The organism is Streptomyces sp. NPDC102490 (genome assembly GCF_044765285.1).
Taxonomy (GTDB): domain Bacteria; phylum Actinomycetota; class Actinomycetes; order Streptomycetales; family Streptomycetaceae; genus Streptomyces.
The window spans coordinates 451,235-472,957 of sequence record NZ_JBIWJU010000007.1 but is presented as its reverse complement, the minus strand read 5'-3'; the positions used below and the strand labels follow the sequence as shown (position 1 = coordinate 472,957).

The following is a 21,723-nucleotide window of genomic DNA, read 5'->3' as shown; positions in this document are numbered from 1 at the left end:
GGGAGGACCGAGACCCATGGCCGCGAGCCGCCAGCGCAGCCTTCGCCGCACCGCCACCGCCGTCGCCACCGCGGCGACCATCGCCCTGACGGCCGGCCTCACCACCGGTTGCGACGCCGTCGACAAGGCACTCGACTGCGTGCGCACGGCCGACGCGATAGCCGACAGCGTCACCGAACTCCAGCAGGCGGTGGAGAACGCGGACGACCCCACCCAGTGGGAGGAGTCCCTCGACTCCATCGAGAAGAACCTGGACAAGATCGGCGACCAGACCGACAACACCGACGTCGACAAGGCCGTCGACGACCTCGACAAGGCCGTCGGCAACGTCCGCACCTCGGTGCGGAACGGCGACGAGACCCCCGACCTCAGCCCCGTCACCGACGCGGCGGGCGAACTGACGAAGGTCTGCACGCCGTAGGGGCGGGGAGGCGGGGAGCGGAAAGCGGCCGGGGGTCCGGGATACTGGCCCCCATGACCCGCCTGATCCTCGCCACCCGCAACGCCGGAAAGATCACCGAACTGAGGGCCATCCTCGCCGACGCGGGCCTGCCCCACGACCTCGTCGGCGCGGACGCCTACCCGCACATCCCCGACGTCAAGGAAACCGGCGTCACCTTCGCCGAGAACGCCCTGCTCAAGGCCCACGCCCTGGCCCAGGCCACCGGCTTGCCCGCCGTCGCCGACGACTCCGGCCTCTGCGTCGACGTCCTGAACGGCGCTCCGGGCATCTTCTCCGCCCGCTGGGCCGGCCGCCACGGCGACGACAAGGCCAACCTCGACCTCCTCCTCGCCCAGATCGGCGACATCGCCGACGAACACCGCGGCGCGTACTTCGCCTGCGCGGCGGCCCTGGCCCTGCCCGACGGCACGGAGAGGGTGGTCGAGGGCCAACTCCGCGGCACGCTGCGCCACGAGTCCGCCGGCACGAACGGCTTCGGCTACGACCCGATCCTCCAGCCCGACGGCGAGACCCGCACCTGCGCGGAACTGACGGCGGAGGAAAAGAACGCGATCAGCCACCGCGGCAAGGCGTTCCGCGCCCTGGTACCGGCGGTGCGGGAGCTGCTCGGCTGAGCAGCCGGAAACGTACTGGTGCGGCCGGAGGGACTCGAACCCTCACGGGAGTTACCCCACTGGGACCTAAACCCAGCGTGACTGCCAATTCCACCACGGCCGCCCGGCGCTGCTGCCCGGCCATGCTACTGGTCGGGCAGCGCCGTCAGATCCCCAAGTCCCTGATGATCTTGGCTACGTGGCCCGTGGCGCGGACGTTGTACAGGGCGCGTTCGACCTTGCCCTGTTCGTCGACGACGATCGTGGAGCGGATGACGCCCTGGTAGGTGCGGCCGTAGTTCTTCTTCTCGCCGAAGGCGCCGTACGCGTCGAGGACCTTCTTGTCCGGGTCGGCGAGGAGGGTGACCTTCAGGGACTCGGCCTCGCGGAACTTGGCCAGCTTCTCCGGCTGGTCGGGGGAGATGCCGAGCACGTCGTACCCGGCGCCGGTCAGCAGCTCCAGGTTGTCCGTGAAGTCGCAGGCCTGCTTCGTGCAGCCGGGGGTAAGCGCGGCAGGGTAGAAGTAGACGATGACCTTGCGGCCCTGGTGGTCGGACAGGGACACCTCGTTGCCGTCGGCGTCCGGGAGGGTGAAGGCGGGGGCCGTGTCCCCGGGCTGGAGTCGCTCGCTCATCGATCCAGCGTAACGGGGGGTCCTGACAGTGCGGAGGAGCGAGTAGCTGACAGACTGTCCGGGACAGCGTCAGAGCAGACTTCGGAGGCGTACGGTGGCGGACACGTCGGACATCAGAACCCCGGCGCAGATCGAGGCGGACATCAAGCGCCGCCGCGAGGTGCTGGCCGAGACGCTCGACGAGCTCGGGATGCGGGTGCATCCGAAGACGCTCGTCGACGATGCCAAGGCCAAGGTCGCTTCCAGCGTCGACCACACCCTCGGCCGGGCGTACGTCCAGGTCAATCGGGTGGTCAGCGATGTGAAGTCGCAGTTCGTGGACGAGGAGGGCGCCCCCCGGCTGGAGCGGGTCGTGCCCGTCGCGCTGGTGGTGGCCGGGGTCGTGGGGCTGCTCGCCCTGGGCGGCACCCGGCGGCGCAGGCGCTGAGCGCGGGCAGGTAGGTTCAGGGCGTGAGCGCCAAGAGAAACGAGCACGGTCCCCAGGACGACAAGCTGCCCATCCGGATGCTGCACGACCGCGTGCTCGTGCGGCAGGACACCGGCGAGGGCGAGCGGCGTTCCGGGGGCGGCATCCTGATCCCCGCCACGGCGGCCGTCGGCAAGCGGCTGGCCTGGGCCGAGGTGGTCGCGGTCGGGCAGAACGTACGGACCGTGGAGCCCGGCGACCGGGTGCTGTACGACCCGGAGGACCGTGCCGAGGTCGAGGTGCGGGGTGTGGGCTACGTGCTCATGCGCGAGCGTGATCTGCACGCCGTGGCCGCGGACCGGTTCGAGGGGTCGGAGGACTCCACCGGCCTGTATCTGTAAGCAGGAGCAGGAGCAGGAGCAGGAGCAGGAGCAGGAGCAGGACGGCAGGCAAGGGGCTGGTGACCGGTGTCACCAGCCCCTTTCCCCTTCCTTTGCTACCTTGGGGAGGACCCCGACGAGACGCGCCGTACCGGGTTGAAGGAAAAGACGACGCACCACCGTTCAGTTCGTTCACGGAGGTGCCTGTCATGGCGTGGGTTCTGCTCGTCGTCGCCGGTCTGCTCGAGGTCGGCTGGTCGATCGGGATGAAGTACACCGACGGTTTCACGCGGCTGTGGCCGAGTGTGTTCACCGGCGCCGGGATCGTCGCGAGCATGATGCTGCTGTCCTACGCGGCCCGGACGCTGCCCATCGGTACCGCCTACGGCGTGTGGGTGGGCATCGGCGCGGCCGGGGCGGCGGTGCTCGGCATGGTGGTGCTGGGGGAGCCCGCGACCGCCGCCCGGATCTTCTTCATCTGTCTGCTGCTGGTCGCCGTGGTGGGTCTGAAGGCGACCTCGGGTCACTGACGCCGGGGTGTGACGGGGATGCCGGCGGTGGTGCCCGCGCCGTCGGTGTCCCCGCCGCCCGCGCCGCTGCTGTCCCCGCCGCCCGGCCCCGGCCCCGTACCGCCGCCGTTCGAGGAGTCGTCGCCGCCTCCGTCGCCGCCTCCGTCGCCGCCGCCCGTGGGGCCCGGCTCGGTGCTGGCGCCGCCCGTGGTGGGGGTGCCGCCGCCGGTGGACGGGGGGTCGGACTCGGTGCCGCCGGAGTCGCCGGGCGCGGTGCTGCTGCCGGAGTCGCCCGGGGTCTCGGTGCCGGAGCCGTTCTGGTCGCCGGTGGAGTTCTCGTCGGGTTCGCCGCTGCCGCTCTCGTCGCCGTCGCCCGGTTCGTCCGAGGTGTCGCCGGACGGGGGCGCGGTGACGTCGGCGCCGTCCTGGAGCTGGAGGTCGAAGTCGCTGACCGGTTCGCCCTTCAGGGCGTTGCGGGTGTACTGGCCCCAGATCTCGGCGGGGGCGCCGCCGCCGTTGATGCGGGCGAGGCCCATGGCGCCGTAGAGGGGCTTGTGGGCGGCGGTCTTGGGGTCCTGGCCCATGACGGCGACGACGGTGGCGAGGTCCGGGGTGTAGCCGGCGAACCAGGCGGCCGTGTCCTCCTCGGCGGTGCCGGTCTTGCCCGCGGCGGGGCGGCCGGCGGCCTGGGCGGCGGTGGCGGTGCCGTTCTGGACGACGCTGCGCAGGACGGACGTGGTGGTGTCGGCGGCCTCGCGGCTGACGGCCTGGTGCTCGCGCCGCTCGGGCAGCTCGACCTCCTGCTTGCCGTCCTTCATGACCTTCTCGACCAGCGTGTACGTGCCGTGCCTGCCGTGGTTGGCGAGGGTGGCGTAGGCCTCGGCCATGTCCAGGGGGCTGGCGGTGGCGACGCCGAGGGCGATGGAGGGGGAGGGGGTCAGCTCGGGGGTGTTCTTGGAGAGGCCGAGGTCGATGGCGGTCTGCTTGACCTTGTCGGAGCCGACGTCGACGGCCATCTGGGCGTACACGGCGTTGACGGACTTGTCGGTGGCCTCGCGGACGGTGACGTGCCCGTAGTCGCGGTGGTCCTCGTTCTCGGGGGCGTAGCGGCCGCCGCTCCAGCCCTGGACGGGGCGTTCGCTGGTGCCGTCGTAGCGCGTGTTCGGGTTGATCGTCTCGCCGCTCTGCGTCTCGGAGTGGTTCTCGACGGCGGAGGTGAACACGAAGGGCTTGAAGGTCGAGCCGACCTGGAAGTCGCGGCGGACGGCGTTGGGTGTGTACTGCTTGACGTAGTCGATGCCGTTGTACATCGCGACGACCTTGCCGGTCTTCGGGTCGACGGAGGCGCCGCCGGCGCGGACGTAGGTGTCGACCTTGCGTTCCTTCTGGTTCAGCTGGGACATCAGCTTGTCGTCGACGGCCTTGACGAAGGCGTTCTGCTTGTCCTTCTGGAGGGTGGTGGTGATGCGGTAGCCGCCGCGGCCGAGTTCCTCCTCGTCGACGACGCCGTTCTCGACCAGGTAGTTCCTGACGATGTTGACGACGTAGCCGCGCTGCCCGGACATGCCGGTGGAGATGGTGGACTGCTTGGGCTTGGGGAACTTCGCGGCGGCGCGGTCGGCGGGGCTGAGCCAGCCCTTGTCGACCATGCCGTTCATGACGTAGTTCCAGCGGCCCTCGGCGGCGGGCCGGTTCTCGGGGTGGGCGACGACGTCGTACTGGCTGGGGGCGTTGAGCAGCGAGGCGAGGTAGGCGCCCTGGGCGGCGGTGAGGTCCTTGGCGTCGACGCCGAAGTACGCCTGGGCGGCGGCCTGGATGCCGTAGGCGCCGCGGCCGAAGAAGCTGGTGTTGAGGTAGCCCTCGAGGATCTCGCTCTTGCTCTTCTCCCGGTCGAGCTTGATCGAGATGAAGAACTCCTTCACCTTGCGGGTGACGGTCTGCTCCTGGCCCAGGTAGTAGTTCTTGACGTACTGCTGGGTGATCGTGGAGCCGGACTGCTTGCCCTTGCCGGTGGCGGTGTTCCAGCCGGCCCGGACCATCGCCCCGGGGTCGATGGCGGACTCGGTGTAGAAGTCGCGGTCCTCGGCGGCCAGGACGGCGTGCTGGGCGTCCTTGGAGATGCGGGCGAGGCCGACGCTCTCGCGGTTGACCTCCCCGTCGCGGGCGAGGACGCTGCCGTCGGCGTACAGGTAGACGTTGGACTGCTTGGTGGCGAGCGCGTTGGCGGCGGGGATCTGGACGAGGTGGTAGCCGAGGAAGAAGCCGCCGACGATCAGCAGGAGGCCGATGACGACGGTGCTCAGCGCGATGCGCCAGGTCGGGATCAGACGGCGCCATCCGGTGCGCTTGGGCCGCTTGGGCTTCTTCGCCTTCCCGGACGCGTCCGGCGTTCCCGGTGTTCCGGGCTCCGCCGGGTGCCCCTCGCCGGCCGCCTGTGGCTCTCTCGGGGCCCGGTCCTGGTTCGGCGGCTGCGGCTGCGGCTCGTCGCTCATCTCGTGCACGGACTCCTGTTTCGGCTGCTGCTTCGCTTCGTACGGTTTTCGGAACGTCTGAGTTCTTCAGGAGAAGACTCTCGCACCGTGGGTTCCGTTCCCACTCGACGGCACACCCGTGAAATTCCGTGGCAGCGGCCCCCTCGGGCGCACTAGGCTCCTGCGCTTTGGTGCCGGTCGGGAGGGGAGGGGCAGTGCGCACGGGCTCGGGCCGGTTGTACGCGGCCGTCGCGGCGGGTGGATTCCGACGGTACGCGACCTATCGGGCGGCCACCGCAGCCGGGGTGTTCACCAACACCGTCTTCGGGCTGATCCTGGTGTACACCTATCTGGCGCTGTGGGACGAGAAACCGCAGCTCGGCGGGTACGACCAGGCGCAGGCCGTGACCTTCGTGTGGCTGGGGCAGGCGCTGCTGGCGGCGCTGGCCATCGGGGGCGGCGGCTTCGAGGACGAGCTGATGGAGCGCATCCGTTCGGGTGATGTGGCCGTCGACCTGTACCGGCCGGCGGACCTCCAGCTGTGGTGGCTGGCGGCGGACGTGGGCCGGGCGCTGTTCCAGCTGCTGGGCCGCGGGGTGGTGCCGTTCGTGTTCGGGGCGCTGTTCTTCCCGGTGGCGCTGCCGCGGGAGGTGTCCGTGTGGGCGGCGTTCCTGGTGACGCTGGGGCTGGCGATGCTGGTGGGTTTCGCGCTGCGTTATCTGGTGGCGCTCTCGGCGTTCTGGCTGCTCGACGGCACCGGGGTGACGCAGATGGCGTGGCTGGCGGGGCTGTTCTGCTCGGGGATGCTGCTGCCGCTGAACGTGTTCCCTGGGGTGCTCGGCGAGGTGGTGCGGGCGCTGCCGTGGTCGTCGCTGCTCCAGGCGCCGGCGGACGTGCTGCTGGGCGAGGCGGACCCGCTGGGGACCTTCGCCTTCCAGGCGTCCTGGGCGGTGGCGCTGCTGGCGCTGGGCCGGCTGGTGCAGTCGGCGGCGACGCGACGGGTGGTGGTCCAGGGTGGCTGAGGTGACGCGGGCGGCCGAGGCGGCCGGGGCGGAGGTGCGGCGCGGGCGGATCGTCGAGGGGGTGCGCGCGTACGGGCTGATCGCCGGGATGTGGATCAGGTCGACGATGGCGTACCGGACGTCCTTCGCGCTGACGACGTTCGGGAACTTCGCGATGACCGCGCTGGACTTCGTGGCGATCCTGCTGATGTTCTCCCGGGTCGACGCGCTGGGCGGCTGGTCGCTGCCCGAGGTGGCGTTCCTGTACGGGCTGTCCGCGGTGTCCTTCGGGCTGGCGGACCTGTCGATCGGCTCGATGGAGCGGCTGGGGCGCCGGGTGCGGGACGGGACGCTGGACACGCTGCTGGTGCGTCCGGTGCCGGTGCTGGCGCAGGTGGCCGCGGACCGGTTCGGGCTGCGCCGGCTCGGCCGGGTGGTGCAGGGGCTGCTGGTGCTGGGGTACGCGCTGGTGGTCGTCGACGTGGACTGGACGGCGGCGAAGCTGCTGCTGATGCCGGTGGCGCTGCTCAGCGGGGCCGGGATCTTCTGCGCGGTGTTCGTGGCGGCGGCGGCGTTCCAGTTCGTGGCGCAGGACGCCTCGGAGGTGTCCAACGCCTTCACCTACGGCGGTACGACGATGTTGCAGTACCCGCCGACGGTGTTCGCGCTGGACCTTGTGCGCGGGGCGACGTTCGTGGTGCCGCTGGCGTTCGTGAACTGGCTGCCGGCCAGCTATGTGCTGGGGCGGCCGTACCCGCTGGACCTGCCCGGGTGGGTGGCGTTCACGCCGCCGCTGGTGGCCGCGGCCTGCTGTGCGCTGGCGGGGCTGGCCTGGCGGGCGGGCCTGCGTTCGTACCGGAGTACGGGGAGCTGACGAAGGTGGCGGAGATGGCGGAGACGGCGCAGACGGCGGAGTCAGGGGCGGAGACCGTGACGGAGGGGGACGCGAGGGCCTTCATCGAGCTGGACGGCGTGGAGAAGGTCTTCGACGTGCGCAGGAAGACCGGGTTCCTGAAGCGGGAGCGGCGGCAGGTGCGGGCGGTGGACGGGCTGTCGTTCACGGTGGCGCGGGGCGAGATGGTCGGGTACATCGGCCCGAACGGCGCCGGGAAGTCGACGACGATCAAGATGCTCACCGGCATCCTGACGCCCAGCGGCGGGCGGCTGCGGGTGGCCGGCATCGACCCGTCCCGGGAGCGGACCCGGCTGGCGCACCGCATCGGGGTGGTCTTCGGGCAGCGGACCACGCTGTGGTGGGACCTGCCGCTGATCGACTCCTACCGGCTGATGCACCGCATGTACCGCATCCCGGACGCCCGTTACCGCGAGAACCTGGACCGCTGCGTCGAACTCCTCCGGCTCCAGGAGCTGCTGGACGTGCCGGTGCGGCAACTGTCGCTCGGCCAGCGGATGCGCGGCGACATCGCGGCGGCGCTGCTGCACGACCCCGAGGTGCTGTACCTGGACGAGCCGACGATCGGCCTGGACGTGGTCTCCAAGGCCAAGGTGCGGGGGTTCCTGCGGGACTTGAACGCGGAGCGCGCCACGACGGTGCTGCTGACCACGCACGACCTCCAGGACATCGAGCAGCTCTGCTCGCGCGTGATGGTCATCGACCACGGGCGGCTGATGTACGACGGCCCCCTGGACGGCCTGCACGAGGCGGGGGAGAGCGAACGCACCCTGGTGGTCGACCTGGAACGGGAGTTGCCGCCGATCGAGGCGCCGGAGCCGGCGCGGGTGGTGCGGGTGGAGGGGCCGCGGCAGTGGCTGGCGTTCCCGGCGTCGGCGTCGGCGGCGGGGCTGGTGGCGCGGATCGCGGCGGAGTATCCGCTGGTGGACCTGTCGGTGCGGGAGCCGGACATCGAGTCGGTGATCGCGAAGATGTACGCGGAACGCGCGGGCGCGTAGTGCCGGGCGCGGGGACCTCGTAGGCTGCTGTACATGACCGACGACGCCCCGGAACTCCGCGCATCCGACGCCGACCGTGAACGAGTCGCCGAGGTCCTGCGCGACGCCCTCGCCGAGGGACGGCTGGACATGACCGAGTTCGAGGAGCGGCTGGACGCCACCTACAGCGCACGGACGTACGGCGAACTGGCGCCGATCACCCGGGACCTGCCGGTCGGCGGGGCTCCCGCGGCGCCCCGGGTGTCGATGACCAAGGAGCCCCAGCGGGACGGGGGCTGGGCGGGGCGGATCACCGGCGCGGAGCCCTCGTCGACCTGGGCGGTCGCCGTGATGTCCGGCTTCCAGCGCAAGGGCCGCTGGACGGTGCCGAGGCGGTTCAACTGCTTCGCGTTCTGGGGCGGTGGGGAGATCGACCTGCGCGAGGCGGACTTCTCGGCCGGCGAGGTCGTGATCAACTGCGTCGCGATCATGGGCGGGACGCAGGTGGTCGTGCCGCCGGGCATCGAGGTCGTCGTGCGCGGCCTCGGCATCATGGGCGGCTTCGACCACGGCGAGGAGGGCGTCCCGGGCGACCCGGGCGCCCCGCGCGTGATCGTGACCGGCTTCGCCTTCTGGGGCGGCGTCGGCGTCGAGCGCAAGGTGACGCGGGCGGAGCGGCTGCGGCTGAAGGAGGAGCGTCGGCAGGAGAAGCTGGAGCGCCGCCAGGAGCGGGAGCGGCTGGGGCGCGGCGCGGGCGGCAGCGGGCTGGACGCCTCCCGCCACGACCTGCACGACCTGCACGGCGGGAGCCGCGAACGAGAGCTGGAGCGGGAACGCGACCGGCACCGGGACAACTGAGCGCCACCCCGGCCCCGGCCCCCGGTCGTCCCCGGCACCCGAGCGCTGCCCGGCCCCGGGCGGTGGGCTATGCCGCCACGGGGGCCGCGCCCTTCAGGGCGTCCAGGTCGAGGACCTGGCCCATGCGGGCGTACCCCTTGTCGCTGGGGTGCAGGTGGTCGCCGCTGTCGTAGTCGGAGCGGAGCCTGCGCGGGTCGTACGGGTCGCGCAGCGCCTTGTCGAAGTCGACGACCGTGTCGAAGACGCGGCCGGAGCGGATCTCCTCGTTGACCTCCTGCCGCATCGTCTCGCGGGCCTTCGTGTCACCGCGGTGGCCGCCGAACGGCATGATCGTCGCCCCCACGACCCGCAGCCCCCGGTCGTGCGCCCGGTCGACGAGGGTGCGCAGGCCGGTGAGGATGCCGTCGCGGTCGGCGAGTTCCGGGCTGTTCAGGATGTCGTTGACGCCGAGGGCGATGACGACGGCCCTGACGTTGGTGCGCTCCAGCACGTCGCGTTCGAAGCGGCTCAGCCCGCTCGGGTTGTCGGCCGGGCGGCCCGACCTGCCGGTCAGGATCCGGTTGCCGCTGATGCCCTCGTTCACGACGCTGTAGCGGGGCGTGTCCCGGCCGGTGCCGGCCGCCTCGTGGAGGCGCGCGGCGAGGACGTCGGTCCAGCGGTGGTTGGCGTCGGTCTCGGCGCCGAGGCCGTCGGTGATCGAGTCGCCGAACGCCACCAGCGTGCCGTCGGCCTCGTGGCTCAGCACGTCCAGCGCGGTCAGGTAGCGCCAGTACGGCGTGGGGGTGGTGTACGCGACGGCGGTGACGTCGGCCGTGCGGTCGCCGTCGGCGAGGTAGCTGGTCTGCCGGGCCTGCGGGTGGTAGGTCACCGGCCCGGACGGGACCGGGGAGTACGTGGTGACCAGGACGTCCGCCCCGTAGGGGATGGCGATGCGGGCGATGTCGCTCATCACCTGACGGCCCGGCGGGATGATCACCCTGGTGCTGCCGCCGAAGGTCAGCACGCGCATGGTGTCGGCGACCGCGGCGGCCGTGCCGGGCCCCGCGGCCAGGGCGATCGAGGCGTGCGTGACGGTCAGCGGCGACTGGCCGTACACGTTGGACAGGGTGATCCGCGCGCTGGTGCCGCCGACCGAGGTGTGCACGACGTTGCGCACGGAGCGGCCCGCCATGCCGGTCGCCTCGGTGCCCGGCTCGGCCGCGGCCGGTGCGGTGGCCCAGGCGCCCACCCAGGCGCCGGTGGAGGCGGGGGCGGCGTCACCCCGTGGGAGACGGCCTCCGGCCTGTGCTGCGTGGTCCCTGGTGCCGTCGTCCGCGGACGCTCCGGCGAATATCGCCGCGGAGATCGCCACTATCAAGGTGACGATCGCCGCGAGCAGGGCACGGTGCTTGGTGGGAGGCGCCCCCGCACCCCCGTCACGACCCCGGGTCATGCTGTTCTGTTCTCCTCGGGCGAGGGGAGCCCCGAGGCTCCGGTCCGATGAACCCATGATGCGGCATGGGCGGAGGAAAGGCCGCAGGAGCCCCGGGCGTTCCCTCTCCCGGGACAGACGCCGGGAACTTGTGTTCCGTTCCGGGAGTCGGTCAGGAAGGGACAATGTGTGAGGGACGTATCAGCGAACGGTGGAGCGGATGGAACGCACGAAGGCGGAACTTCCCGAGGGCGCGGGGGCCACAGGTGGTTCCGGGGAGGGCGCGGGGGCCGCTGCGACCGGCGCGGGGGCGGTCCGCGACCGCGCGATGACGTCCTTCAGCCCGGCCGACGAGGTCAAGCGCCGCGGCGTGCGCCGGATGAAGCTCACCGCCACCGGTCTGCTGCTCTTCGTCGCCGTGGTCTACGTCCTGGCCGAGTGGGCCTCCCACCGGGGCGCGGGCGCCTGGGCGGGCTATGTGTCGGCCGCCGCCGAGGCCGGCATGGTCGGCGCGCTCGCCGACTGGTTCGCGGTCACCGCGCTCTTCCGCCATCCGCTCGGCATCCCCATCCCGCACACCGCGATCATCCCGAAGAAGAAGGACCAGCTCGGCGTCTCGCTGGGCGAGTTCGTCGGGGAGAACTTCCTCTCCGAGGCGGTCGTGCGCCAGCGGCTGCGCGCCGTCGGCATCGGCAGCCGCCTCGGCGCCTGGCTCGCCGTACCGGAGCACGCCGACCGGGTGACGGCGGAGCTGTCCGCCGCCCTGCGCGGCGCCCTCACCGTGCTGCGCGACTCCGACGTCCAGGCGGTGGTCGGCGAGGCGATCACGCGCCGTGCCGACGCGCAGGAGATCGCCCCCGGCATCGGCAAGATGCTGGACCGGGTGGTCTCCGACGGCGGTCACAAGCGCGCCGTCGACCTGATCGTCTCCCGCGCCCACGACTGGCTGATCCTGCACGGCGACTCGGTGATGGACGCCGTACAGGGCGGGGCGCCCGGATGGACCCCCCGGTTCGTGGACCGGAAGATCGGCGACCGGGTCTACAAGGAACTGCTGCGCTTCGTCACCGAGATGCGCGACATGCCCGCCCACCCGGCGCGCGGCGCCCTCGACCGCTTCCTCACCGACTTCGCCGCCGACCTCCAGTCCGACACGGAGACCCGCGCGCGGGTGGAGCGGCTGAAGACCGAGGTGCTTGGCCGCGGCGAGGTCCAGGATCTGATCGCGTCCGCCTGGACGGCCGTACGGTCCATGATCGTCTCGGCGGCGGAGGACGAGCGCAGCGAGCTGCGGCTGCGGGTGCGTGCCTCGCTGCTGTCCCTGGGCTCCCGGATGGCCTCCGACGCCAGGGTGCAGGGCAAGGTCGACCGCTGGGTGGAGGGCGCCGCGGTGTACGTCGTCACCACCTACCGCAAGGAGATCACCTCGCTGATCACCGACACGGTGGCGGGCTGGGACGCCGAGCACACCACGAAGAAGATCGAGGCGAACATCGGCCGCGATCTCCAGTTCATCCGCATCAACGGCACCGTGGTCGGCTCCCTGGCCGGGCTGCTGATCTACACGGTCTCCCGCATCCTGGGGGCGTAGCTCCCGGTGCGGCGGGCGTGTTCCCCGCGGTGCCGGGCACACGTGAGGCGTTCGCTCGACGGAGAGGGAGCCATGACAGCACAAGCGTCGTCGTCGGGTCCGGTGCCCGCCTCCACCGGGACGGTCACCACGGCCGTCCCCGCCCGCCTGGACCGGCTGCCCTGGTCGCGCTGGCACTGGATGATCGTGATCGGTCTGGGCACCGTCTGGATCCTGGACGGCCTGGAAGTCACGATCGTCGGCAACGTCGCCGGGCGCATCGCCGAGGACGGCAGCGGCCTGGACATCAGCTCCGCCCAGATCACCGGCCTGGCCGCCGCCCTGTACGTGGCGGGGGCGTGCTCCGGGGCCCTGTTCTTCGGCTGGCTGACCGACCGGCACGGCCGCAAGAAGCTGTTCATGATCACGCTGGTGGTCTATCTGGTGGCGACCGCGCTGACCGCGGTCTCCTTCGAGTCCTGGTGGTTCTTCCTCTTCCGCTTCCTCACCGGCTTCGGCATCGGCGGCGAGTACGCGGCGATCAACTCCGCGATCGACGAGCTGATCCCGTCCCGCTACCGGGGCCGGGTCGACCTCATCATCAACGGCAGCTACTGGCTGGGCGCGATCGGCGGTGCCCTGCTGTCGATCGTGATGCTGGACACCGGCATCTTCGCCAAGGACGTCGGCTGGCGGCTCAGCTTCGCCCTCGGCGTGGTCCTCGGCCTGGTCATCCTCCTGGTGCGGCGGCACGTCCCGGAGAGCCCGCGCTGGCAGTTCATTCACGGCCAGGGCGAGAAGGCGGACACCCTCGTCTCCTCCGTCGAACGGGAGATCGAGCGGGAGAAGGGCGAGAAGCTGCCGCCGCCCGCCGGTGAGATCACCATCCACCAGCGCAAGAGCATCGGCTTCGGCCTGATCGCCAAGACCGTCTTCGGCCGCTATCCGCGCCGCGCGGTCCTCGGCCTGTCCCTCTTCATCGGCCAGGCCTTCCTCTACAACGCGATCACCTTCGGTTTCGGCACCATCCTCATCACGTTCTTCGACGTGCCGACCGGCTCCACCGGCTACTACTTCGCCGTCATCGCGGCCGGCAACTTCTGCGGCCCGCTGCTGCTCGGCCCGCTCTTCGACACCGTCGGCCGCCGGATCATGATCTCCAGCACCTATCTGCTCTCCGGCATCCTGCTCTTCGGCACCGCCTGGCTCTTCGACCGGGGCTCGCTCACGGCGACGACCATGACGGCCTGCTGGTGCGTGGTGCTGTTCTTCGCCTCGGCGGGCGCCTCCAGCGCCTACCTGACGGTCTCCGAGATCTTCCCGATGGAGACCCGCGCCATGGCCATCGCCTTCTTCTACGCCCTCGGCACCGCCGCCGGCGGTATCAGCGGCCCGCTGCTCTTCGCCGACCTGACCGAGTCCGGCGTGGTCGGCGACACCGTCCTGGCCTTCCAGATCGGCGCCGGGCTGATGTGCGCGGCCGGGCTGGTCGCGGCGTTCCTGGCGGTGAAGGCGGAACGCCGCTCGCTGGAGGACATCGCGGAACCGCTGTCGACGGCGGCACCGGACGCGTCGGGGACGGCGGACTCCGCGGCGAAGACCGCGTAGCGTCGCACACGCCGCCGGCCCGACCCGGCACCGACGTCGAGGAGCCCCCGATGACCATCCGCAGAATCGTCCCCAACATCCACGTCCAGGCCGAGGGGCAGTGGAACACCAGCCGTGAGTTCTACGGCCTGCTCGGTTTCGAGGAGGTCATGGACATGGGCTGGGTGACCACCCTGGCCTCCCCGTCCAACCCCACCGCCCAGATCAGCCTCTTCACCGAGGAGCGCACGGCGCCCGTCGTCCCCGACCTGAGCGTCGAGGTCGAGGACGTCGACGCGGTCTACGCCCAGGTGGTCGCGTCGGGCGCCGAGATCGTACGGGAGCCGCGGGACGAGGAGTGGGGCGTACGGCGCTTCTTCGTACGGGACCCCAACGGCCGGGTGGTCAACGTGCTCACCCACCGCTCCTGACCGGCGCCGCGGGCGGTCAGGCGTGCCGGTCGGCGACCGCCCACGAGGCCAGGGCGACGGCGCCCGCGGCACCGAACACGGCGGGCCAGGCGCCCACCTTCTTGGCCAGCGGGTGCGACCCGGCGAACCCGGCGACGTACGCCGCCGTCAGCGCGCCCGCGGCCCGCCCGCCGGCCCGCGCCCGCCACTGCTGCGCGGCGGCGGCCCCGGCGACGGCGAGCACGACGCCGCCCAGCTGCCGCTTCTTCGTCCAGCGGGCCACGCCGTACCCGCCGACGAGACCGCCCGCGGCGACCACCGCGCTGGGAACCTTCGCCATGTCTGCCTCCTGCTCCGCCGGACCGACGCCGGCCGTACCGACTTGTCGGGACCGAGGCTAATCCCCGCCCCTTTCGGCCGAACACCGAGCCCTGATCGTGACACTTCCGGGTATCCGCTCCGTTGGGGGGATGAGCACCCTAAGGAGTCAGATGACCACACAGCGTCCCGGTACGTACGACCCGCCCCGCCCCCGGACGGTCACGGTGGACGGCGCCCGCGTCGCCTGCTGGGAGTCGGGACCGCAGGACGCCGAGCCCGTCCTGCTGCTGCACGGCTACCCCGCCGACCACCGGTGCTGGCGCCACCAGGTCCCGGCCCTGTCGGCCCGCCACCGGGTCATCACGCCGGACCTGCTCGGCTGGGGCGCCTCCGAGCGCCCCCTGCACCTGTCCTTCGACTACGACACGGAGGTCGCCCGGCTCGGCCGGCTCCTCGACGCGCTGGAGCTGGACGCGGTGAACCTGGCCGGCCACGACTACGGCGGCTTCCTCGCCCTCGGCTTCGCCGAGAACCACCCCGGCCGGGTGCGCAGGCTGGCGCTCCTCAACAGCCGCGCGCACGCCACCTTCACCCCCCGCTGGTACGCCGCGTTCAGCCTGATCAGCCTCCTCGGGCGCAGCCCCGTGCTCCGCCGCCCGGCCCGGCACCTGCCGTACGCCGTCCTCCACCGCCGCGCCCTCGCGCCGCTGGTGCGCGCCGGGCACCTCGACCCGCACGTCCTGGACGGCTACGTCAGCTGGATGGCCCAGCCCGAGGGCCGCCGCTGGCTGCTCCACTACTTCGGCGACTACCGCACCCCGGCCCGCCCCGAACTGCGCCGGCGGCTGAGGGACATCGGCTGCCCGACGGCGGTCGTCTGGGGCCGCGCGGACCCCTATCTGAGCCCGGCCATCGCGACCGAGCTGGCCGGGTCCGTGCCCCGCGCCGAGCTGACGATGCTGGACGACGCCGGCCACTGGGTGATGGACGAACGCCCGGCCGCCGTGACCGAGGCCCTGGGCCGGCTGCTGGAACGCACCACCCGCAGCGGGTGAGACGCAGGTCACAGGCGGGCCGCGCCCCGGCCTGTCACACCGCGCCGCCGGCATCCGTCGTAGCGGTGTACGACCAACCCGGCGACGACGGAGGAACCCATCATGGAAGCGCGTCTCGACCTCTTCACCAACCCGCTCGCGGGCAAGCTGCTGCGGCACATCAACTCCGCGGGCAAGGCCGTGGGCGACTCGACGCTGCCGGCCGCGACCCAGGAGCTGGTCAAGATCCGTGCCAGCCAGATCAACGGCTGCGGCTTCTGCCTCGACATGCACACCAAGGATGCCGCCAAGGCCGGGGAGACCTCGCTGCGCCTGAACCTGATCGCCGCCTGGCGGGAGGCCAAGGTGTTCACCGACGCGGAGCGCGCCGCCCTCGAACTGACCGAGCAGGGCACCCGCCTCGCCGACGCCTCCGGCGGCGTCACCGACGAGGCCTGGGCGAACGCGGCGAAGCACTACGACGAGGAGCAGCTCACCGCCCTCGTCGGCCTGATCGCCGTCATCAACACCTACAACCGCCTGAACGTCATCACCCAGCAGCCGGCCGGCGACTACGTGCCGGGGATGTTCGGCTGAGCCCACCGGCTCCGGCCGTCGGTCCCCGGCTACCCCGGCTCGGCTCCCCGGCCCCCGGTCCCGCGGCGCGCCGCTCAGCCGGCGTGCAGCAGGACCGGGAGCCGCTGGTGACCGTTGCTGATCAGCGAGGGCACCGGCGGCAGCTCCTCGGCCGGATCGGCGAGGCGGATGTCCGGGAAGCGGCCGAACAGGCTCTCCAGCGCGAGGGTCACCTCCATGCGGGCCAGCGGCGCGCCCAGGCAGAAGTGGACGCCGTGGCCGAACGCCAGGTGCTCCTTGACCGTGCGGGTCGCGTCGAAGGTGTCGGCGTCCTGGTGCCAGTCCGGGTGGCGGTTGGCGGCGGCGTACGAGGCGAGGATCGCCTCCCCGCGGGCGATGGTCCGCCCGTCCGGCAGCGGGATGTCCCTGACCGCGAACCGCATCGGCAGATGCTTGACCGCCGGTTCGTGGCGCAGCGTCTCCTCCACCACGTCTCCCCAGGTGACCGCACCCTTGCGGACCAGTTCGAGCTGGTCGGGACGGGTCAGCAGGGTGTGCACGGCCTGGTCGATGACGTTGACGGTGGTCTCGTACCCGGCGCTGATCATCAGCAGCAGCGTGTCGCGCAGCTCCTCGGGGGAGAGGCGGTCGCCGTCCCCCTCGTCGTCCCGCGCGGCGATGAGCAGGGACGTCATGTCGTCGCCCGGCGTGGCGCGCTTGGCCGCGATGAGCTGGTCCAGGACCTCGTACAGGCGCACGGTGTTGGCCTGCGCCTCGGCCTGGTCCAGGGTGGTGTCGAAGACGCCGTCCACGAGGGCGCGGAAGCCGGCGCGCCGGTCCTCGGGCACGCCCATGAGGTGACCGATCACCGCGATGGGCAGCGGGTAGGCCAGCTCCTGCCGCAGGTCCACCGGCTCACCCGCGGGCAGCTGAGCGAGCCGGTCGACGAGCCCGGTCACCATGGACTCGACGGCCGGCCGCATCGCGTCGACGCGGCGGGCGCTGAAGGCGGGCGCCACCAGCCGGCGCAGCTTGCGGTGGTTGGGTCCGTACGCGGTGAACATGTTCTCCACCGCCACCCACAGCGCCAGCGGCCAGGTGGTGACGACCTCGCCGAAGGCCGGCCAGTGCGCCCGGGCGTCCTTGGAGACGTCGGGGCTGGTGAGCAGCTGTTTCAGGAGGACGGGGTCGCTGATCGACCAGGCCTCGACCCCGAGGACGTCCACCCGGGTGGCCGGGCCGCCCTCCCGCAGGGTGCGGTGCTCGGCGTGGGGAGCGGCGCCGGTCGGGTCGAGGACGAGGGCGGGCTGCTGGGTCGCCATGGCCTGGCTCCTTAGTGTGCGGCGGGTTGCGCGGCGGGGAAGGTGACGGGCAGGGATTCGAGGGCGCGGTGGAACGGGCCGGGGCGCCACGTCAGTTCGGCGGCGGGACGGGCGAGGTCCGTCTCGGGCAGCGCGTCCAGGAGATGGGTGACCGCGGTCTCGGCGATGAGGTAGGCGTGCGAGCGGGCCGGGCAGGTGTGCGGGCCGATGCTCCAGGCCAGATGGGCGCGGTTGCCGCCGTGCTGTCCCGCGGGCACGCCCTCGGTGAGGGCCGGGTCGTTGTTCGCGGCCGCCATCGAGATCACCACCGGCTGGTCGGCCGGCAGCAGCACGCCCTCCACGTCGATGGGGTACGGGGGATAGGAGATGCAGTAGTTCGCCATCGGCGGGTCGGTGTAGAGGACGGCGTCGAGCGCGTCGCGCACCGTGGAGAGCCCGGCGTGCAGGTCCGCGGAGAACTCCTCGTCGGTGAGGATCTTCAGGATGGTGTTGCTGATCAGGTTGGTCAGCGGCTCGATCCCGGCGCCGTAGAGCGTGACGAGCTGGTGGCTCATCTCCTCGTCGCTCAGCCCGGCGGGGTGCAGGGTCAGCCGGGAGGTGATGTCGTCGCCGGGGTGGGTGCGGCGCAGGGTCACGAGGTCGGACACGGCCTGGGCGAGGATCAGGTTGCCCTGCTCGGCGTTGGTGGTGTCGAAGATCTTCGCCATGCCGTCGGCGATGCGCTGCCCGATCTCGTCCGGGCAGCCGAGCAGCGCGCTCAGCACGCGGAAGGCGATGGGGAAGGAGTACTGGGTGAGCAGGTCCGCCGAGCCGACGGCGCGGAACCCGTCGATGGCACCGTCGGCGACCTGCTCGACGAGGGCCCGCAGCCCGTGCTGGTCGACCTGGTCGATGGCCTGGGTGTTGGCCGCCCGGTAGCGGGCGTGCTCGGCGCCGCCCGAGCGCAGCGCGTTGGGCCGCCACTCCATCATCGGCCGCACCGGGCAGGTCGCCGGGATCAGCTTCTCCCAGGCGCGCGGGTCGGCCGGGAAGTGCAGCGGGTCGTTCAGGATGCGGCGGGCCTGGTAGTAGCCGATCACCAGGGTCGCGGGGACGCCGGGCGCCAGGTCCACCGGGACCAGCGGACCGTGGGTGCGGCGCATCCTCCGGTAGGCGGCGTGCGGGTCGGCGGCGAACTCCGGGGCGTACAGGGCGATCCGGCCCGGCTCACGCGGCGGCGCGGTCTCGGTGGAGGGCAACGTCATCGGCGGGACTCCAGGAGGGCGGCTGAACGGTGCGCGGAGAGGTACTCCGTGAGCGTGATCAGGGCATGCAGGGAGGAGGAGCGGTCGCGGGCGTCGCAGTACGTCAGCGGCGTGGCCGGCTCCAGGGCCAGCGCCTCGCGCAGCTCCGCCTCGGGGTAACCCGGGGCACCGGGGAAGGTGTTGATGGCGACGGCGTACGGAATCCCGGCGCCGTCCAGCAGCCCGAGGGCGTCGTGGGAGGCGTCGAGGTCGCGGGTGTCGGCCAGGACCAGACAGCCGAGGGCGCCCTCGGCCAGGTCCTCCCACAGCGGCTGGAAACGGGACTGCCCCGGCAGCCCGAACAGGTACAGCGCGAGCCGGCCGCCGGCCATGTGGATGCGGCCGAAGTCCATCGCCACGGTGGTCGTCGTCTTGTGCGGGGTGCCGCGCAGGTCGTCCACACCGGCGCTGGCCTGCGTGATCGGCTCCTCCATCCGCAGCGGCCGCACCTCCGAGACGCTGCCGATCAAGGTCGTCTTGCCGACGCCGAAACCGCCCGCGACCACGATCTTGGCCGAGCGGGTCACCGTGGCGGGGACGTAGGTGACGGACCGGCCGGACGGCTCGGACCGGGAGGACCGGTGGGCACCTTCGGCCCCGGCGGACTCGTCGGTCCGGTCCGCCCGGCCGGCCCGGTCAGACGAGGGAGCGAAGTCCACGGAGTACCTCCTGGAGCAGGTCGAAGTCGGGCTGGTCGTCGGTCGCGGCGACCGGGCTGGAGAGGTGGCCGGAGTCCATCAGCGAGGAGACGAGGATGCGCACCGTGGAGGGCGGCAGCTCCAGCGCGGCCGCGATGTCGGCGACGGCCAGACCGCCCTCCGCACCGGCGAAGAGCCGCATCACCCGGCGGGCGTCGAGGCCGAGGGTGTCCGTGGGACCGGTCGCGGCGATGACCACGCTCTCCAGGCGCACGTCCTGGCGTGCGCGGACCCGGCCCCCGGTGCGGACGTAGGGCCGGACCATGTCGGGATCGCGCCGCGGCCCGCTCATACCGGTGAGCCGCCGTCCGCGACGGGCACCCGCTCCTCCGTGGCCAGCTCGTGTCCCACCCGGGTGGCGAGCCGCACCATGTGGTGGGAGATCAGCCCGACGTCGGCGTCGGGACCGGTCGTGCACACCGACAGCATGGTGTTCTTCGCGGCGGTCGTCGTCAGGCCGATGCAGCCGACCGACTCGATCAGCAGCTGCCGCATCCCCGCGCCGCCGGTGAACTCGTCCCAGGCCTTGCCCGCCGCGCGCAGCGCCGCCGTCAGCGCGGCGAACTTCTCCCCGTCGTCCTGGCCGATCGTCCGGGTGCGGGCCTTCAGCAGCCCGTCGCTGCTCATCAGTACGGCGTACCGGACGCCCTCGACGCTGCCGAGTTCCTGGTCCAGCAGCCAGCCCAGGCCGTTGGTGTGTGTGTCTTGCACGATCAGTGTCCTTCGTCGTCAGCGGCGTCGTGGGGGGTGGTGCGGGCGGCGGAGTGGGTGGTGTGCGGGGTGGTGCGGGCGGTGTCGGCGGAGGCCGGCGAGGGCTGCTCCCCGTCCCGGCCGCGGCGGGTGCCGGCCGCCCAGGCGGCGGCGACGGCGGGACGGCCGGGCCCGGTGTCGTCGGGGGCGGCGGGGCGCCGCGCGGGGGTGGGCGCGGTGGAGCGCCGGCGGACGGTCAGACCGCTGGCGGTGGTGGTCGCGGGTGCGGCGGCCGCGGGTGCGGCGGTCGCGGGGGTGGCGGCGGCGTGCGCCGCGGTGGGCTCGGGCACGGGCTCGGCGGCGGGGGCCGCCGCACGCGCGGGGACGGGGGCGGCCTCCGGCGGACCGGCGGGCGCGGTCTGCGGCGGGTCGGCGGGCGCCGGGGGCGCGAGGGGCCGGGACGCCGCCTGCGGCGCCGGCTGGGCCGTCCCGGGGTCGACGATCAGGTTCTTCGGCAGGACGACCATGGCCCGGGTCCCCTGGTAGATGTTGGGCGCGGTCAGTTCGACGCGGAAGCCGTAGTTCTCCGCCAGCAGGGACGCGACCCGCAACCCGGTCTGGGGGTGGGCGCCAAGACGCGTGATGTCGTCGCGCTGTTCGCCCGACATCACGTCACTGGCCCACAGCAGCCGCTCGTCGTCCATGCGCAGCCCGGCGTCGTCCACGATCAGGAAGCAGGCGTGGTGCCCCTGCTCCAGCGAGACGTGGACACTGGCGGCGGGCGGCGAGTAGCGCAGCGCGTTGTCCAGCAGTACGGCGAGGGCGTGCACGACCGCCTCCACGGCGCGCCCTTCGACCACCACGGAGCCCATCTCGGGGTGCTTGATCCGCTCGTACCCCTCGATCCGGCCCATGGCCGCGCGCACGATGTCGGTCAACGTGGTGGCGGGCCAGCGCCGGGACAGCTTGTCCCCGGCGAGCACCGAGTACCCCGACGCGGTGAGCAGCATCTGCTGCGCGAGGTGGTCGATCTCCACGAGCGTCGCGTACGCCTCGTCCGAGATGTGCCGCCGTACACCCTGGCTGACGGCCCGGCCCAGCCGCGCCGAGCGGGCCACGATGTTGTTGGCGAAGCCGCGCACGGCGGCCCGGGCCACGCCGACGGACTCGCGCCGTACCTGGGCGATCTGCCGCTCGGTGTCCTGCCGTATCCGGTCGGCGGCGTGGGCCGCGGCCCGTTCGGCGGCCGCCCGCTCCTGGGCCCGTACGTCCCCCACCGCCGCGGCCACCGCGCCGGGTACGGCACGCAGCCGCTCGGCGAGCGGTGTCCCGTCGAGCTGCGCGGGGACGAGCAGCGCGCCCTCGGGGCCCGCGCCGCCGGGCCCGGCCTGCGCCGCCGCCGGGATCACGGTGGTCGCGAGGTGTCCCACGCACTGCTCGGCCGCGACGAGTTGCAGGGTGAGCCGGTCGGCGTGTTCGCGCAGCTGCTCGGCCCGGCGCCGGGCCTGCCCGCCCTTGCGCCGGAAGTACCACGCGGCCCCGACTCCGGCCACCGCCAGCACGGCGGTGGCGGTCACTATCAGTTCAGTCATCAGGTCCTCACGGATGGGAAGCCG

24 protein-coding genes, 1 tRNA gene and 1 riboswitch are annotated in these 21,723 nt (G+C 72.4%); of the genes, 14 read left to right on the top strand and 11 right to left on the bottom strand.

All coding sequences use genetic code 11. From position 1 onward, the window contains the following. Positions 1–16: 16 nt before the first annotated feature. Both ACIRGB_RS19020 and rdgB read left to right on the top strand, forming a co-directional pair. Positions 17–421, top strand: a complete 405-nt coding sequence (locus ACIRGB_RS19020) for a hypothetical protein (RefSeq protein WP_403865931.1) — start codon at positions 17–19, stop codon at positions 419–421. A gap of 53 nt (positions 422–474) precedes the next feature. Further along, on the top strand, positions 475–1,077 hold the full coding sequence (gene rdgB / locus ACIRGB_RS19015; protein WP_403865928.1) for an RdgB/HAM1 family non-canonical purine NTP pyrophosphatase: 603 nt from the start codon (positions 475–477) through the stop codon (positions 1,075–1,077). Positions 1,078–1,093: 16 nt separating this feature from the next. Here rdgB and ACIRGB_RS19010 read toward each other — a convergent pair. Both ACIRGB_RS19010 and bcp read right to left on the bottom strand, forming a co-directional pair. Further along, positions 1,094–1,180: transfer RNA gene (locus ACIRGB_RS19010), tRNA-Leu, on the bottom strand. Positions 1,181–1,222: 42 nt separating this feature from the next. Beyond that, positions 1,223–1,690 carry a thioredoxin-dependent thiol peroxidase gene (gene bcp, locus ACIRGB_RS19005; RefSeq protein ID WP_403865925.1) on the bottom strand — a complete coding sequence of 156 codons (468 nt, stop codon included), beginning with the start codon at positions 1,688–1,690 and terminating at the stop codon, positions 1,223–1,225. Between the two features lie 94 nt (positions 1,691–1,784). On the opposite strand from bcp, the gene ACIRGB_RS19000 reads away from it, so the two are divergent. From ACIRGB_RS19000 to ACIRGB_RS18990, 3 genes are all read left to right on the top strand, one after another. Then, entirely contained in the window at positions 1,785–2,117 is a 333-nt protein-coding gene (locus ACIRGB_RS19000; RefSeq protein WP_403865923.1) for a DUF3618 domain-containing protein, read from the top strand. 23 nt (positions 2,118–2,140) lie between these two features. Further along, positions 2,141–2,497, top strand: coding sequence for a co-chaperone GroES (locus ACIRGB_RS18995; RefSeq protein WP_003975911.1), 357 nt, complete (start codon positions 2,141–2,143; stop codon positions 2,495–2,497). Positions 2,498–2,581: 84 nt separating this feature from the next. Next, positions 2,582–2,654, top strand: a riboswitch (guanidine-III (ykkC-III) riboswitch). 31 nt (positions 2,655–2,685) lie between these two features. Then, on the top strand, positions 2,686–3,006 hold the full coding sequence (locus tag ACIRGB_RS18990) for a multidrug efflux SMR transporter (protein ID WP_019325643.1): 321 nt from the start codon (positions 2,686–2,688) through the stop codon (positions 3,004–3,006). On the opposite strand, the gene ACIRGB_RS18985 is transcribed toward ACIRGB_RS18990, so the two are convergent. Then, on the bottom strand, positions 3,000–5,477 hold the full coding sequence (locus ACIRGB_RS18985; RefSeq protein WP_403865919.1) for a transglycosylase domain-containing protein: 2,478 nt from the start codon (positions 5,475–5,477) through the stop codon (positions 3,000–3,002). The genes ACIRGB_RS18990 and ACIRGB_RS18985 overlap by 7 nt on opposite strands. Positions 5,478–5,671: 194 nt before the next feature. Here ACIRGB_RS18985 and ACIRGB_RS18980 point away from each other — a divergent pair, with 194 nt between their 5' ends. Genes ACIRGB_RS18980 through ACIRGB_RS18965 form a run of 4 tightly spaced genes read left to right on the top strand, consistent with a single transcriptional unit; the run spans position 5,672 to position 9,205 of the window. Continuing rightward, a complete protein-coding gene (locus ACIRGB_RS18980; RefSeq protein WP_403865916.1) occupies positions 5,672–6,478 on the top strand; it encodes an ABC transporter permease in 807 nt (268 codons plus the stop codon). Further along, positions 6,471–7,331 (top strand): ABC transporter permease, encoded by an 861-nt coding sequence (locus ACIRGB_RS18975; RefSeq protein WP_403865913.1) that lies wholly within the window; start codon positions 6,471–6,473, stop codon positions 7,329–7,331. The genes ACIRGB_RS18980 and ACIRGB_RS18975 overlap by 8 nt, the downstream gene beginning before the upstream one ends. Positions 7,332–7,345: 14 nt before the next feature. Next, entirely contained in the window at positions 7,346–8,368 is a 1,023-nt protein-coding gene (locus ACIRGB_RS18970) for an ATP-binding cassette domain-containing protein (protein ID WP_403865910.1), read from the top strand. A gap of 33 nt (positions 8,369–8,401) precedes the next feature. Beyond that, positions 8,402–9,205: a DUF1707 domain-containing protein gene (locus ACIRGB_RS18965; RefSeq protein ID WP_403865907.1), complete on the top strand. Its 804-nt coding sequence runs from the start codon at positions 8,402–8,404 to the stop codon at positions 9,203–9,205. A gap of 67 nt (positions 9,206–9,272) precedes the next feature. On the opposite strand, the gene ACIRGB_RS18960 is transcribed toward ACIRGB_RS18965, so the two are convergent. Then, complete coding sequence (locus tag ACIRGB_RS18960) at positions 9,273–10,637, bottom strand: SGNH/GDSL hydrolase family protein (protein WP_403865904.1); 1,365 nt, start codon at positions 10,635–10,637, stop codon at positions 9,273–9,275. Positions 10,638–10,836: 199 nt separating this feature from the next. Between ACIRGB_RS18960 and ACIRGB_RS18955 the strand changes: the two genes are divergently transcribed. The 3 genes from ACIRGB_RS18955 to ACIRGB_RS18945 all read left to right on the top strand — a co-directional run bounded on the left by ACIRGB_RS18955 (position 10,837) and on the right by ACIRGB_RS18945 (position 14,204). Continuing rightward, entirely contained in the window at positions 10,837–12,207 is a 1,371-nt protein-coding gene (locus tag ACIRGB_RS18955) for a DUF445 domain-containing protein (protein WP_403865901.1), read from the top strand. Positions 12,208–12,279: 72 nt separating this feature from the next. Further along, positions 12,280–13,794, top strand: coding sequence for an MFS transporter (locus ACIRGB_RS18950; RefSeq protein ID WP_403865898.1), 1,515 nt, complete (start codon positions 12,280–12,282; stop codon positions 13,792–13,794). Positions 13,795–13,844: 50 nt separating this feature from the next. Further along, on the top strand, positions 13,845–14,204 hold the full coding sequence (locus ACIRGB_RS18945) for a VOC family protein (RefSeq protein WP_403865895.1): 360 nt from the start codon (positions 13,845–13,847) through the stop codon (positions 14,202–14,204). Between the two features lie 16 nt (positions 14,205–14,220). Here ACIRGB_RS18945 and ACIRGB_RS18940 read toward each other — a convergent pair whose 3' ends face one another. Further along, on the bottom strand, positions 14,221–14,523 hold the full coding sequence (locus tag ACIRGB_RS18940) for a hypothetical protein (protein WP_403865892.1): 303 nt from the start codon (positions 14,521–14,523) through the stop codon (positions 14,221–14,223). 151 nt (positions 14,524–14,674) lie between these two features. Here ACIRGB_RS18940 and ACIRGB_RS18935 point away from each other — a divergent pair, with 151 nt between their 5' ends. Both ACIRGB_RS18935 and ACIRGB_RS18930 read left to right on the top strand, forming a co-directional pair. Next, a complete protein-coding gene (locus tag ACIRGB_RS18935; protein ID WP_403865889.1) occupies positions 14,675–15,559 on the top strand; it encodes an alpha/beta fold hydrolase in 885 nt (294 codons plus the stop codon). A gap of 102 nt (positions 15,560–15,661) precedes the next feature. After that, positions 15,662–16,135, top strand: a complete 474-nt coding sequence (locus ACIRGB_RS18930) for a carboxymuconolactone decarboxylase family protein (RefSeq protein WP_403865886.1) — start codon at positions 15,662–15,664, stop codon at positions 16,133–16,135. Between the two features lie 74 nt (positions 16,136–16,209). Here the strand turns inward: ACIRGB_RS18930 and ACIRGB_RS18925 are convergent, their stop codons facing one another. The 6 genes from ACIRGB_RS18925 to ACIRGB_RS18900 are packed head-to-tail and all read right to left on the bottom strand — an operon-like array spanning position 16,210 to position 21,699. Further along, complete coding sequence (locus tag ACIRGB_RS18925) at positions 16,210–17,436, bottom strand: cytochrome P450 (RefSeq protein ID WP_403865883.1); 1,227 nt, start codon at positions 17,434–17,436, stop codon at positions 16,210–16,212. Between the two features lie 11 nt (positions 17,437–17,447). Next, the gene (locus tag ACIRGB_RS18920; RefSeq protein ID WP_403865880.1) at positions 17,448–18,680 is read right to left on the bottom strand and encodes a cytochrome P450; all 1,233 of its coding nucleotides are present in this window, start codon (positions 18,678–18,680) and stop codon (positions 17,448–17,450) included. Then, positions 18,677–19,378, bottom strand: coding sequence for a GTP-binding protein (locus ACIRGB_RS18915; protein ID WP_403865877.1), 702 nt, complete (start codon positions 19,376–19,378; stop codon positions 18,677–18,679). Before ACIRGB_RS18915 ends, ACIRGB_RS18920 begins: the two co-directional genes overlap by 4 nt. Further along, positions 19,356–19,709 carry a DUF742 domain-containing protein gene (locus ACIRGB_RS18910; protein ID WP_403865874.1) on the bottom strand — a complete coding sequence of 118 codons (354 nt, stop codon included), beginning with the start codon at positions 19,707–19,709 and terminating at the stop codon, positions 19,356–19,358. The genes ACIRGB_RS18915 and ACIRGB_RS18910 overlap by 23 nt, the downstream gene beginning before the upstream one ends. Beyond that, complete coding sequence (locus tag ACIRGB_RS18905; protein ID WP_030180075.1) at positions 19,706–20,128, bottom strand: roadblock/LC7 domain-containing protein; 423 nt, start codon at positions 20,126–20,128, stop codon at positions 19,706–19,708. Before ACIRGB_RS18905 ends, ACIRGB_RS18910 begins: the two co-directional genes overlap by 4 nt. A 2-nt stretch (positions 20,129–20,130) precedes the next feature. Then, positions 20,131–21,699 (bottom strand): ATP-binding protein, encoded by a 1,569-nt coding sequence (locus ACIRGB_RS18900; protein WP_403865871.1) that lies wholly within the window; start codon positions 21,697–21,699, stop codon positions 20,131–20,133. Positions 21,700–21,723: the final 24 nt, after the last annotated feature.